The organism is Micromonospora sp. RTBAU3-60 (genome assembly GCF_054963695.1).
On the sequence record NZ_JBUEGB010000009.1, the window covers coordinates 184,222 to 200,862 of the forward strand.

Genomic DNA, 16,641 nt, shown 5'->3' on the forward strand with positions numbered 1-16,641 from the left:
ACACAGGTCCATGGAGGGGACCACCGGGCACGAGCGGCGCGACATGGCCGAGACCACCACACCCCCGCGCCGCCGGCCGGCGCGCCGGAGTCGCACACTGGACGTCATGGATGACGAGCTCGCGATCTCCGTACGGGGGCTGCGCAAGGCGTACGGAGACAACCTCGCGGTGGCGGGCGTGGACCTCGACGTCCACCGGGGCGAGGTGTTCGCCCTGCTCGGCCCGAACGGCGCCGGCAAGACCACCACCGTGGAGATCCTGGAGGGCTACCGGCAGCGCGACGCCGGCGAGGTCCGGGTGCTCGGCGCCGACCCGGCCCACCCGGACCCCGACTGGCGCTCGCGGGTCGGCATCGTGCTCCAAGGCACCGGCGAGTTCGACGAGCTGACCGTCGCCGAGGTGGTGCGGCACTTCTCCGGCTTCTACCCGGGTGCGGACGACCCGGACAAGGTCATCGAGCGAGTCGGGCTGGGCGCCAAGGCCAGGGCCCGTACGCACACCCTCTCCGGTGGGCAGAAGCGCCGGCTGGACGTGGCGCTGGGCATCATCGGCCGCCCCGAACTGCTCTTCCTGGACGAGCCCACCACCGGCTTCGACCCCGAGGCCCGGCGCGAGTTCTGGGAGCTGATCCGGGACCTCGCCGCCGCCGGCACCACCATCCTGCTGACCACGCACTACCTGGACGAGGCCGAGGCCCTGGCGGACCGGGTCGGCGTGATCGCCGCCGGCCGGGTGGTCGAGGTAGCCCCGCCGAACCGGCTCGGCAACCGGCAGGAGGCCCTGGCGACGGTCTCCTGGCGTACCCCGGAGGGAACGCCGGAGAGCGCGGCGACCGCGACGCCGACAGCGCTGGTCGCGGAACTGGCCGCGCGCTTCGGCGGCGAGGTCCCCGGGCTCACGGTGACCCGGCCGACCCTGGAAGACGTCTACCTGCGGATGATCGGACACTGATGACGACCACCACGAAGCCGGCCGCCCCGGTCGCCACCACCGCCGGAGGGCGTCGCCTCGGCGCCGGCGCCCTGGCGCTGCGGCAGGGCCGGCTGGAGATCACCCAGTTCCTGCGCAGCCGGGAGTCCGTCGTCTTCACGATGGGCTTCCCGATCATCATGATCCTGATCTTCGCCTCGATCTTCAACGACGAGATCGCCCCCGGCGTCAGCTACACCCAGTACTTCATCACCGGCATGATCGCGACCGGCCTGATGACGGTCAGCTTCCAGAACCTCGGCATCTGGATCCCGATCGAGCGGGACCGGGGGGTGCTCAAGCGCTATCGGGGCACTCCGATGCCCAAGTGGGTGTGGTTCGCCGGCAAGGTGATCATGGTGGTGGCGATCGGCGTCGCCGAGACCGCGCTGCTGCTCGCCGTCTCCGCCGTCTTCTTCGATCTGAACCTGCCCAGCACGGCGGGCAGGTGGCTCACCTTCGCCTGGGTCGCCGCGCTCGGCGTCACCGCCTGCACCCTGTGCGGCATCGCCATCTCCTCGCTGGCGCGCACTGCCCGCAGCGGCTCGGCGGTGGTCACCCCGGTGGCGCTGATCCTGCAGTTCATCTCCGGCGTGTTCTTCGTCTTCACCGGCCTGCCGGGCTGGATGCAGCAGATCGCGGCGCTCTTCCCGCTCAAGTGGACGTGCCAGGGGCTGCGCGCCGTCTTCCTGCCGGACAGCTTTGGCGCCCAGGAGCCGGCCGGCTCGTTCGAGCTGGGCCGGGTCGCCCTGGTGCTGGCGCTGTGGTGCGTGATCGGCCTGGTCCTCTGCCTGACCACCTTCCGCTGGACCACCAAGCGCGACGGCTGAGCCGGAGGGAAGGGTCTGCTGGGCCCCGCGCTCACCCCGCCCCGGACGGCGTGACGCCCCCGGCCGCCGCGCGGTCGGGGGCGTCAGCGGCACGCCTCAGTACGCGTAGAAGCCCTGGCCGGTCTTGCGGCCCAGGTCGCCGGCGGTCGCCATGCGCTGGAGCAACTCCGGCGGGAAGAACTTCTCGTCCGCGGTGTCGGTGTAGATGTTCTTGCTGGCGTTGAGCAGCACGTCCACCCCGGTCAGGTCGACCGTGGCCAGCGGGCCCATGGCGTGACCGAAGCCCAGCTTGCAGGCGGTGTCCAGGTCCTCGGCCGAGATCACGCCGGACTCGACCAGCTTGACCGCCTCCATGGCCAGCGCACAGATCAGCCGGGTGGTGACGAAGCCGGCGATGTCCCGGTTGACCACCACCACCGTCTTGCCCACCCCCTCGGCGAACGCCTTCGCGGTCGCCAGGGTCTCGTCGCTGGTCTTGTAGCCGCGGACCAGCTCGCAGAGCTTCATCATAGGCACCGGCGAGAAGAAGTGGGTGCCCACGACCGACTCCGGGCGTTCGGTGGCCGTGGCGATCTGGGTGACCGGGATGGCCGACGTATTGGTGGCCAGCACCGCGTCCGCCTTGCAGATCTTGTCCAGCGCGCGGAACACCTCGTGCTTGATCTCGATCTTCTCGAAGACCGCCTCGACCACGATGTCCGCGTCGGCCGCCGCCTCCAGGTCGGTGGTCGGGGTGATCCGGGCCAGGCTGGCCTCGACCTCGGACGCCTCGATCTTCCCCTTCTCGGCGAACTTCTCCAGCGACTTCCGGATGCCGTCGACGCCCCGCTTGGTGGCCGCGTCGTCCAGGTCCCGCAGCGTCACCTGCCAGCCCGCCTGCGCCGCGACCTGGGCGATGCCCGAGCCCATCAGCCCGGCACCGACGACCGCGAGTCGACCCGCCATCTGCTTCTCCCTCGCCTGATTGAGTGTCTGCCAGCACCCTAGTCGGCGAGCCTGAACGAGTGCTAAGGGCTGTCTCGGCCGAGCGAGAGCCCCGCGCCCCTCAGATGGCGAGATCCGGCTCCTCGGGCGCGGTGCCGCGTTCCACCTCCACGCCGAGCGCCCGCAGGTCGGCGACGAAGTCGGGGTAGCCGCGGTCGACGTGGTGCACGTGGGAGACCTCGGTGACGCCGTCGGCGCAGAGCCCGGCGATGATCAGGCCGGCGCCGGCCCGGATGTCCGTGGCGCGGACCGGGGCGCCGGAGAGCCGCCCGCGACCGCAGACCAGGGCGTGGTGACCGTCGGTCTTGATGTCCGCGCCGAGCCGCATCATCTCGTTGGCGAACATGAACCGGCCGTCGAAGATGTTCTCGGTGATCAGGGACGCCCCGTCGCTCACCGCGGCCAGCCCGATCGCCATGGGCAGCAGGTCGGTGGCGAACCCGGGGTACGGCAGGGTCACCACGTCGACGGCCGCGGGGCGGTCGTCGACGCGTACCCGGAAGGCGTCGGCCCGGGTCTCCACCAGGCCGCCGGCCGAGACCAGCTTGTCCAGCGCGACCTCCAGGAACGCCGGGTCTACGCCGGTCACGGTGACGTCCCCGCGGGTCATCGCGGCAGCGAACGCCCAGGTGCCGGCGACGATCCGGTCGCCCACGGTGGCGTGCCGCACCGGGCGCAGCTCGGGCACCCCGACGATGCGCAGGGTCGAGCTGCCGGCCCCCTCGATCCGGGCGCCCATGTGGTTCAGCATGGTGCAGATGTCGACGATCTCCGGCTCCCGGGCGGCGTTGTCGATCGTCGTGGTGCCCTCGGCCAGCACCGCCGCCATCACCAGGTTCTCCGTGGCGCCGACGCTCGGGAAGTCCAGCACGATGTCCGCGCCGTGCAGGCCTTCCGGGGCCTCAGCGATGACGAAGCCGTGCTCGCCGGAGATCTCGGCACCCATCCGGGTCAGGCCGGAGATGTGCATGTCCAGGCCGCGCGACCCGATGGCGTCACCACCGGGGTGGGCCACCCGCACGTACCCCCGGCGGGCCAGCAGCGGGCCGAGCACGCAGATCGACGCGCGCAGCCGGCGGACCAGGTCGTAGTCGGCCTCCGCGCCGGGCTGCTCCGGTACGTCGATGACGACCGACCGGGAGCGCTCCACCCCGCCCCGGGCCACCATCGGGTCGACCGGGTCGTCGGCGGCGAACCGGACGCCGCAGCCCAGTCGGCGCAGCACCTCGCCCATGATGGCGATGTCGGTGATCCGGGGGACGTTCGTGATCACGCTGCGTCCCGGGGCGAGCAGCGCGGCGGCCATCAGCTTCAGCGCCGAGTTCTTCGCCCCGACCACGTGCACCGTGCCGGCCAGCCGGGCCTCACCGAGCACCCGGATGACGTCGACGTCGTTGACCGCCGGATCACCCGCGTCGCCGGGACCGACCCCGGCCGGCCAACCGGTCTGGGCCGGCCGGGCCGGGATGGTCAGGTCCGGAATCCGTAGGCTGTGCGTCATGGCCGTCCACCTCACGCGCATCTACACCAAGGCCGGCGATGCCGGCATGACCAGGCTGAGCAACAACGAGCAGGTGCCGAAGACCGATCCGCGGATCGCCGCGTACGCGGACGTGGACGAGTGCAACGCCGCGATCGGCGTCGCGCTCGCCCTCGGGCAGCTCGATGACGAGCTGCGGGCGGTCCTCGGGTCGATCCAGAACGACATGTTCGACGTCGGGGCGGACCTGTCGACCCCGGTGGAGCCGGATCCGGCGTACCCGCCGCTACGGGTCACGGAGGAGTACGTCAAGCGCCTCGAGGGCTGGTGCGACGAGTACAACGGGCGCCTGAGCAAGCTCGACTCCTTCATCCTCCCCGGTGGCACCGCTGGTGCGGCGCTGCTGCACGTGGCACGGACGATCGCCCGGCGCGCCGAGCGGGCGGCGTGGGCCCTGATCGCGCACGATCCGGAGCGGACCAGCACCCTCCCGGCAAAGTATCTCAACCGGCTCTCCGATCTGCTCTTTATCCTGGCAAGAACGGCAAATCCGGACGGCGATGTGCTATGGGTGCCGGGCGGTAAGCGCTGACCGCCGGGGCCCTGCACCACGTGGAGGTCTGGGTACCCGACCTCGCCGCCGCCAGACACAGTTGGGGCTGGCTCCTCGGCGAGTTGGGCTGGACGCCGTACCAGGACTGGCCGGCCGGCCGGTCCTGGCGGCTCGGCCCCACCTACCTGGTGATCGAGGAGTCCCCTGCCCTCTCCGGCCGGGTGCACGACCGGCTCGCGCCGGGCCTCAACCACCTGGCCTTCCACGCCGGCCCGCCGGCCGCGGTGGACCGGCTGGTCGCGGCCGCCCCGGAGCACGGGTGGGAACTGCTCTTCCCGGACCGTCACCCGCACGCCGGTGGCCCCGGGACGTACGCCGCATACCTCGCGGACGGGCAGGGCTACGAGGTGGAACTGGTCGGCGCACTCGACTGAGCGGTCACCCCAGCCCGACGTTCAGCACACGGCACCCCGGCGGGCCGGGGCGTGCTGGCCGGCGCCGGGCCGGCGGGAGCCGCCCCGCCGGCCACTCGACCGGCCGCGCACCCGGGCCGGTCCCGGACAGGCCTGCGCGGCCGGCCGGCGCGCCCGCCGTACCCGGAACCGGTGGCCGCCGACGGCGGCGGTGACCGCCGCGACGACCAGCACCCCCGCGGCGGCCGGCAGCGCCGTCCGCGCGGCGCCGACGGCCCAGCCCAGCAGCACCGTCCCCGGCACCCAGACCGCCACCGCCAGCCCGTCGAAGAGCACGAACCGGCGGTACGGCAGCCCGGCCGCCCCGGCCACCCGAGGCACCAACGTGCGGACGAACGCGGTCCACCGGCCCAGCAGCACCGCCGGCCCACCGCGCGCCGCGACCAGCGCCTCGGCGCGCTGCCAGCGGTGCTCCCCCACCCGGCGGCCCAGCCGGCCACGCCGGAGCCGGGGCCCGAGCAGCCGCCCCTCCAGGTAGCCGAGTTGGTCCCCGGCGAACGCGGCGAGCGTGGTGACGGCGAGCGCGAGGCCCAGGTCGAGCCGGCCGTCCCGGGCCAGCAGGCCGACCGTCAGCATGGTGGTGGCGGCCGGCAGCACCACGCCGACCAGCAGGCCCACCTCGGCGGCGAGCACCGCCGCGGCGGCCAGCAGGACGTAACCCGGCGGCAGGTGGTCGAGCCGGTCCAGCAGGGAATCCAGGAAGGTCACGTCACCCAGCGTGCCGCGCCGGGGCGACACCGCCCTCCTCCCGCCGGCCCGCCCGGGTCCTCCAGGTGGCCGCCGACCCCCTTAGGGTTCCCCCGCACCGGGCACGGGGTTGAAGTCGTCGTCGACCAGGCCGAGCCGGTGCGCCAGCACCGCCGCCTGCACCCGATTGCGCAGCTCCAGCTTCTCCATGGCCGCCGACACGTGCGTCTTCACGGTGGTCACCCCGAGGTGCAGCCGCACGCCGATCTCCGCGTTCGACAGCCCGGCGCCGACCAGAGCCAGCACCTCCCGCTCCCGGGTGCTCAGCAGCCGCAGGTCCGCCGCGCGGGCGTCCGGGTGCGGCCGCTGCTCCCGGTCGTGGGCGGCGAGCGCCCGGCGCAGTACGCGGGCCAGCACCGGCGGCGCCAGCAGGGTCTCCCCCCGCGCCGCCCGGCTCACCGAGTCGATCAGCTCCTCCGGGGCCCCGTCCTTCACCAGGTAGCCGATCGCGCCCGCGCCGAGCGCGCCGTACACGTTGACGTCGTCGGCGAAGGTGGTCAGCACCAGCACCCGGGCGGCCGGCTGCCGGTCCAGGATCCGCCGGGTCGCCTCGATGCCGTCCATCCGAGGCATCCGCAGATCCATGAGGATCACGTCCGGCCGCAGCCGCTCGGCGAGGCGCACCGCGTCGTGGCCATTGCCCGCCTCGCCCACCACCTCGAAACCACCGGCCGTCCGCAGCAGCAGACCCACCCCGGCCCGGACCAGCGTCTGGTCGTCGACCACGAGCACCCTGATCATCTGATCTCCCTGATCGGCAGCCGCGCCTGCACCCGCCAGCCACCGCCCTCCGTGCCCGTCGCGGTGAACGTGCCACCGAGCAGGCCCACCCGCTCCCGCATCCCGCTCAGCCCGTAGCCGGACGGGGGCAGCGGGGGACGCCCTGGCCGGCCACGATCCGGCTCGGCGAGCTGCTGCCGGACCGGCCCGCTGTCCAGCACCTCCAGCAGCAGCGCGCCGTCGACCCCCTGGACGTCCACCGAGGCGATCGCCCCGGGTCCGGCGTGCTTGAGGGTGTTGGTCAGGGCCTCCTGCACCACCCGCGCGGCCGTCGTACCCACCACCAGCGGCACCCGGGCCAGCGCGGGCGACACGCTCACCTGGACCGCCACACCCGCCTCGCGGACCCGCCGGGCGGCGTCCCGGATCACCTGCTCCGGCTCCACCTGCGGGTCGGTCGGCTCGACCGCCTCCGGGTCCCGGAGCACCTCCAGCAGCTCCCGCAGTTCGTCCAGCACCTGCCCGGCCGTGTCCCGCAGCTCGCCGAGGGCGGACACCGCCTCGTCGGTGCGGCCGGTGTGCTGCACGGCGTACCGGGCCGCGCCGGCGCGCAGGGCGATCGCCGCGATGTGGTGGGCCACGATGTCGTGCAGGTCCCGGGCGACACCCGCCCGCTCGGCGAGGCGGGCCGCCCGGGTCTCCGCCGCGCGGCGCTCCTCCACCTCCCGGGCGCGCTCCTCGGCCGCCGCCGCGGCCTGCCGCACCCCGCGCAGATACCGCCCGAACGCCACCGGCGCGGCGACCACCCCGGCCAGCAGGACCAGGCGGATCACCCCGGTGCCGCCGGTGAGGACGCCCGCGTCGCGCTGCAGGGCGTCGCCCAGCGTCGCCCCGAGGTAGAGGGCATACCCCGCCACCGTCGCCGACCGGCCGCACCGGTATGCGACGTAGCCCAGCGCGACCGCCCCGGCTAGCTGCGGGATGCCGCCACCGGCCAGCGTCACCGCGCCGCCGCCGACCATCAGCGCCGACTCCGCGAGCAGCACCGGCCAGGGCCACCGCCGTACGGCCACCAGGGCCAGCCCGGCGAGGACCGCGAAGACCTCCGCCCACTCCTCGCGGGCCACCCCGGGCCGGGCCATCCGGGTGGTCGCCAGGCCCACGCCGGCCGTGGCCAGCCCGAGCAGCAGCTCCCGCCACCAGCCGCGCCACCCACCCGTCACCTGGCCAACCATACGGACGACCGGCGCCGCCGACGGCCCTCCCATCGGCCGCCGTGCCTCCTCCAGGTGGCCGGTACGCCGACCGCCGGCACGAGGTCCGCCCGGCCGTCCCGCGCCTAGCGTCGACCAGCGTGATCAGCGACGCGCCGACCTTCCTCACCCAGTTCATGCGGCACCCGCTCACCACCGGCGCGGTGCTGCCCAGCGGGCCCACCCTGGCCCGGGACATCACGGCGGCGGTGCCGCGGGTGGGGCACCCGCTGGTGGTCGAGCTCGGCCCCGGGACCGGAGCGTTCACCGGGGCGATCCAGCAGCGGCTGGCCGGCCGCGGCCACCACCTGGCGGTCGAACTCAACCCGGCGTTCGCCACCGGCCTGGCCCGCCGGCACCCCGCCGTCGAGGTGGTACGCGCCGACGCCGCCGCGCTCGGGGAGCTGCTGGCGGAACGCCGGCTCGCGGCGGCCGACGTGGTGGTCAGCGGGCTGCCCTGGGCCGCCCTTCCCGCCCGACGGCAACGGGCGATCCTCGCCGCGGTGGTCGGGGCGCTCAACGCCGGCGGGGTCTTCACCACCTTCGCGTACCGGCACGCTCTGCCGACCCGCCCGGCCCGGCGCTTCCACCGGCTGCTGACCGGCGTCTTCGACGAGGTGACCGTGGGCCGGACCGTCTGGGCCAACCTGCCACCCGCCCTCGTGTACCACTGCCGCCGCCCGCTCGCGCCACTCGCCTCACTCGCCCCGGGCTCCCGCTAGAACGCCCGGACAGAGGGGCCGAACCCCCGAAGATCCACACCAGGTCGCGTAAACGGCGGCATCCGGCAGCCGTCGACACCGCCACATCGCGTATATGGAGTCGATCAAGCCCTGGCCAGCGCGCCAAAGGCGACACACTCCACGAGGAGGCGGCGAGCCCCAGACCGCGACCCAGGACGGACCAGGGGCGAGGGATCAGGCGGCGGGCCAGTCCTGGGAGGCCAGACGCGGCGAGACCGCCCCGGGCGGGGCGGCCTCGAGCCAGGAGAGGAAGCCGGTGACCGTGGATCGCGCCATGGCGATCTCCACCGGTGCGTGATTGCTGGTACAGCGCAGGATCACCCAGTCGGCCGGCATGGAGAGCCGTTCCTGCCCCTCGGGCAGCCGGCGGCGCTCCACCGCGAGCCGCTTACGGGAGAGCACCCGCTTGGGCCGCAGGGCGAAGCTGAACATGCGGTACCAGCGAAGTTCGTCGCCGACGAAACGGCCGAAGCCGGGTGACCAGCCTCGGCCGTCGAGGATCGTGGAGACCCGGACACTGAGCCGGATGATGCCTCCGCTGCGGGTGAACAGTGCCCGCCGGACGAAGAGGATCAGAAGCGAGGCGAGCACGACCGCGACGCCGATTCCGATCCCTTCCACGATCTCCATCGGCGGGTCGGCTCAGCGCGCCGGGGTGGCGGGGGTGGCGCTCTCGGCGAGGACCGTGACGCCCTCACCGGTCACCGACACGAAGCCGCCAGCCACGTCGTACGCGAGCTGCTGGCCGCCGGCCTGCTTGATGCGTACCTGGCTGGGCTCGGCGAGCTGGCCGAGCAGGGGCGCGTGCCCCGCCAGCACACCCAGCTCACCCTCGGTCGTCCGGGCGACGACCATCTCGGCCTCGCCGGACCAGACCTTCTCCTCGACGGCTACGAGCTCGACGTGAAGCTGCTGTGCCACGCTGTCTCCTTGCTGCGGCGGCGGATTGCCGAAAGTCTAGTCGCGGCCCCGAGCCCCACCCAACGCGGGTGGCGAGAGCTGCGCCACGGTCATGTCAACGAGCCCCGGCACCCGCCGGGGTCCGTTGGCGCTCAGGTTAACTGGTCTTCTGCTTGAAGTCGGGGTGCTCCAGCATGAACGCGTCGATCTGTTCGTTGCGGAGGGCCGCGAAGAAGTCGTCGGCCGGCGGCAGCAGCCGCTCCCCCTTGTACGCCGAGCCGGTGCCGATGCCCTCGCCGGGCAGCTTGATCGTCTGGATCGAGTCGGCGCGGATGCCCTTCAGGGCGAGCGCGAAGTCGACCACGCTGTTGCCGCGGCCGTTGAAGATGAGCGACTCGCCGGCGGCGCGGAGCACCCGGTCCAGCTTCACCGGGTTGGTCACCACGTCGGCGCTGAACGCCTGGCTCACCATCGCCTTGACGAACTGCTGCTGGTGCCGCTGCCGGCCGTAGTCGGCGTCCGGCACGCCGTTGCGCGGGTAGCGCTGCCGCACGTAGTCCAGCGCCTGCCAGCCCTTGAGGTGCGCGTTGCCCTTCTTGTACTCGGCCTGCGGGCCGAGGTAGCCCCCACCGCCGGGCTTGAGCTGGCGCATGGTGCCGTCGGGCTGGCGGTGCTCCGACTTCACGTCCCGCTCGATGTACATTTCGACGCCGCCCATGGCGTCGACGATCTTCCGGAAGCCGGTGAAGTTGATGATCGCGCCGGCATCGAAGCGCTCGATCCCGGTGACCTGCTGGACGGTCTTCGCGAGCAGTTCGAAGCCCTGCGCGGCGTCGGGGTTCTGCCCGGACACCCTGCTGCCGTACGACATGGCGTCATTCAGCTTGCCGGTGCCGCCGGAGTAGTGCGCCTTGGGGAAGGCCGGGATGTCGACCCGCAGGTCGCGGGGGAGCGAGAAGAGGTAGCCCCGGTCCAGGCCGGCCGGCACGTGCATGATCATGACCGAGTCGGACAGCGGCGGGGTCTTCGGATCGCGCGGGTCGATGCCGACCAGCAGGATGTTCAGCGGGCCCTTGATGTCGCTCTTCTTCTCGGTGGCGCCGGCCGCCTCGTCACCGAAGAGGTCCCCCTTGCCGACCGCGCCCTCATAGCGGGCCACCAGCGCGTGATAGCCCACCAGCACGCTGCCGCTCAGCACCATGAGGACCACGCCGAAGATGGTGCACATCCGGGCCCACCGCGGCACTCCCCGCCAGATGGACCGCTTGCCGCCGCGCGTGCCGGCCTTGGCCACGAACTTCTCCAATCGTCGCGCCCACGACTGGTAGACGGGCGGGCGGATCCGTTTCGTTGCAATAGAGAGCAACGTTGATGACGTGAAGTCGTGTCACGAACGGTACCGCGCGGTCCGGCGAACCGCTTTCCGGACATCCGGACATCTGGTACGAGCCGGGCCCGAACAGGCGGAGGCCGCCCCGACGTCTGTCGGGGCGGCCTCCGTGGAGTGTGGCAAGGGTCTCAGCCCTCCATCAGCTCCTTGGCCTTGCGCTCCAGGTCCTCGAGACCGCCGCACATGAAGAAGGCCTGCTCGGGGAAGTGGTCGTACTCGCCCTCGCTGATCTTCTTGAACGCCTCGATGGTCTCCTTGATCGGGACCGTCGAGCCCGGTACGCCGGTGAACTGCTCGGCGGCGTAGGTGTTCTGCGACAGGAAGCGCTCGATCCGCCGGGCCCGCTGCACGGTGATCTTGTCTTCCTCGGAGAGCTCCTCGATACCGAGGATGGCGATGATGTCCTGCAGGTCCTTGTAGCGCTGCAGGATCCGCTTCACCTCGGTGGCCACCTGGAAGTGCTCCTGGCCGACGAACTCCGGGGCGAGGATCCGGGACGAGGACGCCAGCGGGTCCACGGCCGGGTAGATGCCCTTGTCGGAGATCGACCGCTCCAGGTTGGTGGTCGCGTCCAGGTGGGCGAACGTGGTGGCCGGCGCCGGGTCGGTGTAGTCGTCGGCGGGCACGTAGATCGCCTGCATCGAGGTGATGGCCTGGCCCCGGACGGAGGTGATCCGCTCCTGGAGCTCGCCCATCTCGTCGGCCAGGGTCGGCTGGTAGCCCACGGCGCTCGGCATGCGGCCGAGCAGCGTGGAAACCTCGGAACCGGCCTGGGTGAAGCGGAAGATGTTGTCGATGAAGAGCAGCACCTCCTGCTTCTTCACGTCGCGGAAGTACTCCGCCATGGTGAGCGCGGAGAGGGCGACCCGGAGCCGGGTACCCGGCGGCTCGTCCATCTGGCCGTAGACCAGCGCGGTCTTGTCGATGACGCCGGACTCGGTCATTTCGGCGATGAGGTCGTTGCCCTCACGGGTGCGCTCACCCACACCGGCGAACACCGAGGTGCCACCGAAGTTCCGGGCGACGCGGGTGATCATCTCCTGGATGAGCACCGTCTTGCCCACGCCGGCGCCACCGAACAGGCCGATCTTGCCGCCCTTGACGTACGGGGCGAGCAGGTCGATGACCTTGATGCCGGTCTCCAGCATCTCGGTCTTCGGCTCCAGGTCCGCGAAGGCCGGGGCCTTGCGGTGGATCTGCCAGTGGTCGTCCGGGTTGAGCGTCTCACCCTCGGTGAGGTTGAGGCACTCGCCGATCGCGTTGAACACGTGGCCCTTGACCGCGTCGCCCACCGGCACGCTGATCGGCGAGCCGGTGTCCCGCACCTCGGTGCCGCGGACCAGGCCGTCGGTCGGCTGCATCGAGATTGCGCGGACCAGGTTGTCACCCAGGTGCTGGGCGACCTCCAGGGTCAGCGTCTTCTCGCCGCCGGACAGGGTCACGTCGACGTGCAGAGCGTTGAACAGGTCCGGCATGGCGTCGCGCGGGAACTCGGCGTCGACGACCGGGCCGATGACCCGGACCACGCGACCCGTGGCCGTCTTGGTCTCTACTGGGGCAGTCATCACACTTCACTTCCCGACGCGGCGAGCGCGTTCGCGCCGCCGACGATCTCACTGATCTCCTGGGTGATCCCGGCCTGGCGGGCCGTGTTCATCTCCCGCGTGTACTTCTCGATCATCTCTTCGGCGTTGTCGGTGGCGCTCTTCATCGCCCGCCGACGGGCCGCCGACTCGCTGGCCGCCGACTCCAGCAACGCCGCGTAGATCCGCGTGTTGATGTACTTCGGCAGCAGCGCGTCGAGCAGCGCCTCCGCCTCCGGCTCGAACTCGTACGCCGGGAGCAGACCCTCGGACCGCGGCCGGTCCTCGACCTGCATCGGGCCGATGATCCGCGTGACCGGCGTCTGGGTCATCAGGGACTTGAACTCGGTGTAGACGATGTGCAGCTCGTCGATGCCGACAACCCCGTCCGGACCGGCCCCGCCGTCCACGTCGTCCGCGCCGGCCGTGAACGCCTTGATCAGCGTCTCACCCACCTCGCGGGCGTCGGAGAACGCCGGCTGCTCCGAGAAGCCGGTCCAGCTCGCCGCGATGTCCCGGTTGCGGAACCGGTAGAAGGTCACGCCCTTACGACCGATGACGTAGAGCACGGGCTCCTTGCCGTCGGCCGCAAGCCGGGCGATCAGCGACTCCGCGGTCCTGATCGCGTTGGAGCTGTAGCCGCCAGCCAGACCGCGGTCGCTGGTGACCAGCAGGACGCCCGCCCGCCGCACCCGCTCGCGCGGGGTGAGCAGCGGGTGGTCGATCCGCGCGTTGGACGCCAGCGCCGTGAGCACGTCCGTGATCGCCTTGGCGTACGGCAGGGACGCCTCCACCCGCGCCTGGGCCTTGGCGATGCGGCTCGTCGCCACCAGCTCCATCGCCTTGGTGATCTTCTTCATCGACTTCGCCGAGCGGATCCGTTGACGAAGAACGCGTACCTGGGCGGCCATCGTCAGCTCTCAGCCGGGCGGTCGGTCGAGCCCTCGCGGAAGCGGGTCACCGTCTCGCGGGTCTCCTCGCCCTCCAGCGGCTTGGCCGGGGCCTCGTTGATCCGCACCTCGTCCTCCTTGCCGAGGAAGAGCTGCTTGAACTCGGTGATGGCCGAGTCGAGCGAGCCGATGATGTCGTCGTCCCACTTGTTGTCCGCGATCGCGGCCAGGACGCCCTCGTGCTTGTGCCGGAGGTACTGCAGGAACTCCGACTCGAAGCGCTTGATCTCGCCGACCGGGATGTCGTCCAGCTTGCCCTCGGTGCCGGCCCAGACCGAGACGACCTGCTCCTGCACCGGGTACGGCGAGTAGTTCGGCTGCTTGAGCAGCTCGACCAGGCGGGAGCCGCGCTCGAGCTGGGCACGGGAGGCCTTGTCCAGGTCGGAGGCGAAGGCGGCGAACGCCTCCAGCTCGCGGAACTGGGCCAGGTTGAGCCGGAGCGAACCGGCGACCTTCCGCATCGGCTTCACCTGGGCGGCGCCACCGACCCGGGAGACCGAGGTGCCGACGTTGATGGCCGGCCGGACGCCCTGGTTGAACAGGTCGGTCTCGAGGAAGATCTGACCGTCGGTGATCGAGATCACGTTGGTCGGGATGAACGCGGAGATGTCGTTCGCCTTGGTCTCGATGATCGGCAGACCGGTCATCGAGCCGCCGCCCAGCTCGTCGGAGAGCTTGGCGCAGCGCTCCAGCAGGCGGGAGTGCAGGTAGAAGACGTCACCCGGGTACGCCTCGCGGCCCGGCGGGCGGCGCAGCAGCAGCGACACGGCCCGGTACGCCTCGGCCTGCTTGCTCAGGTCGTCGAAGACGATCAGGACGTGCTTGCCGCCGTACATCCAGTGCTGCCCGATGGACGAGCCGGTGTACGGGGCGAGGTACTTGAAGCCGGCCGGGTCCGAGGCCGGGGAGGCGACGATGGTGGTGTATTCCATCGCGCCCGCCTCCTCCAGCGTCCCCTTGATCGAGGCGATGGTGGAGGCCTTCTGGCCGACGGCGACGTAGATGCAGCGGACCTGCTTCTTCGGGTCGCCGGAACGCCAGTTGTCCCGCTGGTTGAGGATGGCGTCCAGGGCGACCGTGGTCTTGCCGGTCTTCCGGTCACCGATGATCAGCTGACGCTGGCCGCGGCCGATCGGGGTCATCGCGTCGACGGCCTTGAGACCGGTCTGCAGCGGCTCGAAGACCGACTGGCGGGACATCACGTTCGGGGCCTGGAGCTCCAGCTCGCGGTAGCCCTCGTCCGGGATGTCGCCGAGGCCGTCGATCGGCTGGCCGAGCGCGTTGACCACGCGGCCGAGGAAGGCGTCGCCGACCGGGACGGAGAGCACCCGGCCGGTGCGCTTGACGCGCTGCCCCTCCTCGATACCGCCGAAGTCACCGAGGACGACGACACCGATCTCCCGGACGTCGAGGTTCAGCGCCACGCCGAGCGTGCCGTCCTCGAACTCCAGGAGCTCGTTGGTCATGGTCGAGGGCAGACCCTCGACGTGGGCGATGCCGTCGCCGGCGTCGGCGACGGTGCCGACCTCCTCACGGGAGACGTCGGCCGTGTAGGAGGAGACGTAGCGCTCCAGGGCGCCGCGGATCTCCTCCGTCGAGATGGTCAGCTCGGCCATCCTCTGCTTCCTTCAAGTATCAGGGGCCCGGGATACCTAGTACCGACCGGTCCGATGGCGTCGAATCAGGGCTGCGGAGGCGCTGGTCAGCGCTTCGCGAGCGCGTTGCGGGTCTCGTTGAGGCGGCGCAGGACGGTGCCGTCGTACAGGTCGGAGCCGACCCGCACGCTCACCCCACCGAGCACCTCGGGGTTCACCGTCTGCTTGACGGAAACCTCTCGACCGTACATCGCGGAGAGGCGGGCACCGAGGCGTCGCTCCTCCTCGTCACTCAGCGGGGCCGCCACGGTCACGTACGCGACCTGACGGTCCCGCCGGTCGGCGGCCAGCTCGACCAGCCGGGTGAGCGCCCCGATGAAGGAGCGCCCCCCGAAGCCGGCCAGCGCGGCCTCGACGAGACGGACGGTGACCGGCCGGGCCTTGCCGGCGAGCAGCTCGCGGGCCAGGGTGGCCCGCCGCTCGGCCGGGGCCATCGGATCGGAGAGCGCGTTGGACAGCTCGGCGGAAGCGGAGACGACCTGGCCGAAACGGAACAGCTCGTCCTCGACCTCGCCCAGCTCGCCGGCCTTCTCGGCGCCCGCCAGGAGCGCCTCGACGCCCAGCCGCTCGGTGCCGTCGAGCAACTCCGACGGCGCCGACCAGCGGCCGCCGACCAGCGCGGTGAGCAGGTCGAGCGCGTCCGCGCCGACCTTCCCGCTCAGGATGCCCGTGAGCAGGCCGGTGCGGTCGTCGCCCGGACGCGCCGGGTCCGACAGCGCCCGGCGCAGCCGCGGCTCGCGCCGCAGCAGTGCGGCCACGGAGAGGATGTCGTCGGCGGTGGAGGCCACCGCCGACGGCTCCGCGCCGCGGGCGTACGCGTCGAGGCGCTCGGCCCCGACCTTGTACGACTCCCGGCTGGCGGCCTGCATCAGCGGGCCCCCGCGCTCTCGAGACCGCTCAGGAACCGGTCGACGGTGCCCTTGCGACGTGCCTCGTCGGCGAGCGACTCACCGACGATCTTGCTGGCCAGGTCCACCGCGAGGGTGCCGACCTCGGCGCGGAGCTCGCGCACGATGGTGGCCCGCTCGGCGGAGAGCTGCTCCTTGCCGGCCGCGATGATCCGGTCGGACTCCTCCCGCGCCTTGGCGAGGATGTCCTGGCGGATCCCCTCGGCGTCGGCCCGGGCGTCGTCGCGGATCTTGGCGGCGTCGGTCCGGGCCTCGGCCAGCTGCGCGCGGTACTGCTCGAGCAGCTTGTTGGCCTCGGCCTGGGCGGCCTCGGCACGCTTGATGCCACCCTCGATCGCGTCGACCCGGGCCTGGAACGTCTGCTCCATGCGGGGGAAGACGAACCTCATCAGCACGAAGCAGAGCACGATGAAGGCGATGCCACCGACCACGACCTCCTGCCAGAGCGGGATAATCGGGTTGTGTTCAGCCGCCTCGGCGAGGAAGTACATGGAAGACCTCC

The 16,641-nt window shown here is 71.9% G+C and carries 18 protein-coding genes; 5 read left to right on the forward strand and 13 right to left on the reverse strand.

Going from position 1 to position 16,641, the window contains the following annotated elements; all coding sequences use genetic code 11:
• The first annotated feature begins 106 nt into the window (after positions 1 to 106).
• Both ACY34I_RS12075 and ACY34I_RS12080 read left to right on the forward strand, forming a co-directional pair.
• Entirely contained in the window at positions 107 to 952 is an 846-nt protein-coding gene (locus ACY34I_RS12075; RefSeq protein ID WP_462754811.1) for an ABC transporter ATP-binding protein, read from the forward strand.
• Positions 952 to 1,800 (forward strand): ABC transporter permease, encoded by an 849-nt coding sequence (locus tag ACY34I_RS12080; protein ID WP_462754813.1) that lies wholly within the window; start codon positions 952 to 954, stop codon positions 1,798 to 1,800. Before ACY34I_RS12075 ends, ACY34I_RS12080 begins: the two co-directional genes overlap by 1 nt.
• Positions 1,801 to 1,896: 96 nt before the next feature.
• Here the strand turns inward: ACY34I_RS12080 and ACY34I_RS12085 are convergent, their stop codons facing one another.
• On the reverse strand, positions 1,897 to 2,745 hold the full coding sequence (locus ACY34I_RS12085) for a 3-hydroxyacyl-CoA dehydrogenase family protein (RefSeq protein WP_462754815.1): 849 nt from the start codon (positions 2,743 to 2,745) through the stop codon (positions 1,897 to 1,899).
• 100 nt (positions 2,746 to 2,845) lie between these two features.
• Positions 2,846 to 4,285 (reverse strand): UDP-N-acetylglucosamine 1-carboxyvinyltransferase, encoded by a 1,440-nt coding sequence (gene murA, locus ACY34I_RS12090; RefSeq protein ID WP_462754817.1) that lies wholly within the window; start codon positions 4,283 to 4,285, stop codon positions 2,846 to 2,848.
• On the opposite strand from murA, the gene ACY34I_RS12095 reads away from it, so the two are divergent.
• Together ACY34I_RS12095 and ACY34I_RS12100 are read left to right on the forward strand one after the other, a co-directional pair.
• Positions 4,284 to 4,856, forward strand: coding sequence for a cob(I)yrinic acid a,c-diamide adenosyltransferase (locus tag ACY34I_RS12095; protein ID WP_462754819.1), 573 nt, complete (start codon positions 4,284 to 4,286; stop codon positions 4,854 to 4,856). The genes murA and ACY34I_RS12095 overlap by 2 nt on opposite strands.
• A complete protein-coding gene (locus ACY34I_RS12100; RefSeq protein WP_462754868.1) occupies positions 4,853 to 5,251 on the forward strand; it encodes a VOC family protein in 399 nt (132 codons plus the stop codon). Before ACY34I_RS12095 ends, ACY34I_RS12100 begins: the two co-directional genes overlap by 4 nt.
• A gap of 21 nt (positions 5,252 to 5,272) precedes the next feature.
• On the opposite strand, the gene ACY34I_RS12105 is transcribed toward ACY34I_RS12100, so the two are convergent.
• The 3 genes from ACY34I_RS12105 to ACY34I_RS12115 all read right to left on the reverse strand — a co-directional run bounded on the left by ACY34I_RS12105 (position 5,273) and on the right by ACY34I_RS12115 (position 7,980).
• Positions 5,273 to 5,998, reverse strand: a complete 726-nt coding sequence (locus ACY34I_RS12105; RefSeq protein WP_462754821.1) for a DedA family protein — start codon at positions 5,996 to 5,998, stop codon at positions 5,273 to 5,275.
• 81 nt (positions 5,999 to 6,079) lie between these two features.
• Positions 6,080 to 6,778, reverse strand: a complete 699-nt coding sequence (locus tag ACY34I_RS12110) for a response regulator (protein WP_148800714.1) — start codon at positions 6,776 to 6,778, stop codon at positions 6,080 to 6,082.
• Positions 6,775 to 7,980 carry a sensor histidine kinase gene (locus tag ACY34I_RS12115; protein WP_462754823.1) on the reverse strand — a complete coding sequence of 402 codons (1,206 nt, stop codon included), beginning with the start codon at positions 7,978 to 7,980 and terminating at the stop codon, positions 6,775 to 6,777. The genes ACY34I_RS12110 and ACY34I_RS12115 overlap by 4 nt, the downstream gene beginning before the upstream one ends.
• Positions 7,981 to 8,111: 131 nt before the next feature.
• On the opposite strand from ACY34I_RS12115, the gene ACY34I_RS12120 reads away from it, so the two are divergent.
• Positions 8,112 to 8,732 carry a class I SAM-dependent methyltransferase gene (locus ACY34I_RS12120; protein WP_462754825.1) on the forward strand — a complete coding sequence of 207 codons (621 nt, stop codon included), beginning with the start codon at positions 8,112 to 8,114 and terminating at the stop codon, positions 8,730 to 8,732.
• Between the two features lie 195 nt (positions 8,733 to 8,927).
• Here the strand turns inward: ACY34I_RS12120 and ACY34I_RS12125 are convergent, their stop codons facing one another.
• From ACY34I_RS12125 to ACY34I_RS12160, 8 genes are all read right to left on the reverse strand, one after another.
• Entirely contained in the window at positions 8,928 to 9,383 is a 456-nt protein-coding gene (locus ACY34I_RS12125; protein ID WP_462754827.1) for a DUF2550 domain-containing protein, read from the reverse strand.
• Between the two features lie 12 nt (positions 9,384 to 9,395).
• Complete coding sequence (locus tag ACY34I_RS12130) at positions 9,396 to 9,674, reverse strand: F0F1 ATP synthase subunit epsilon (protein ID WP_148800720.1); 279 nt, start codon at positions 9,672 to 9,674, stop codon at positions 9,396 to 9,398.
• 136 nt (positions 9,675 to 9,810) lie between these two features.
• Positions 9,811 to 10,947: an LCP family protein gene (locus tag ACY34I_RS12135; RefSeq protein ID WP_462754869.1), complete on the reverse strand. Its 1,137-nt coding sequence runs from the start codon at positions 10,945 to 10,947 to the stop codon at positions 9,811 to 9,813.
• Between the two features lie 224 nt (positions 10,948 to 11,171).
• On the reverse strand, positions 11,172 to 12,608 hold the full coding sequence (atpD, locus tag ACY34I_RS12140) for a F0F1 ATP synthase subunit beta (RefSeq protein ID WP_148800722.1): 1,437 nt from the start codon (positions 12,606 to 12,608) through the stop codon (positions 11,172 to 11,174).
• Positions 12,608 to 13,537: a F0F1 ATP synthase subunit gamma gene (locus ACY34I_RS12145; protein WP_357440154.1), complete on the reverse strand. Its 930-nt coding sequence runs from the start codon at positions 13,535 to 13,537 to the stop codon at positions 12,608 to 12,610. Before ACY34I_RS12145 ends, atpD begins: the two co-directional genes overlap by 1 nt.
• Positions 13,538 to 13,539: 2 nt before the next feature.
• Complete coding sequence (gene atpA, locus ACY34I_RS12150) at positions 13,540 to 15,192, reverse strand: F0F1 ATP synthase subunit alpha (RefSeq protein ID WP_148800726.1); 1,653 nt, start codon at positions 15,190 to 15,192, stop codon at positions 13,540 to 13,542.
• An 86-nt stretch (positions 15,193 to 15,278) separates the two neighbouring features.
• The gene (locus tag ACY34I_RS12155; RefSeq protein WP_462754830.1) at positions 15,279 to 16,100 is read right to left on the reverse strand and encodes a F0F1 ATP synthase subunit delta; all 822 of its coding nucleotides are present in this window, start codon (positions 16,098 to 16,100) and stop codon (positions 15,279 to 15,281) included.
• A complete protein-coding gene (locus ACY34I_RS12160; RefSeq protein ID WP_462754832.1) occupies positions 16,100 to 16,630 on the reverse strand; it encodes a F0F1 ATP synthase subunit B in 531 nt (176 codons plus the stop codon). The genes ACY34I_RS12155 and ACY34I_RS12160 overlap by 1 nt, the downstream gene beginning before the upstream one ends.
• Positions 16,631 to 16,641: the final 11 nt, after the last annotated feature.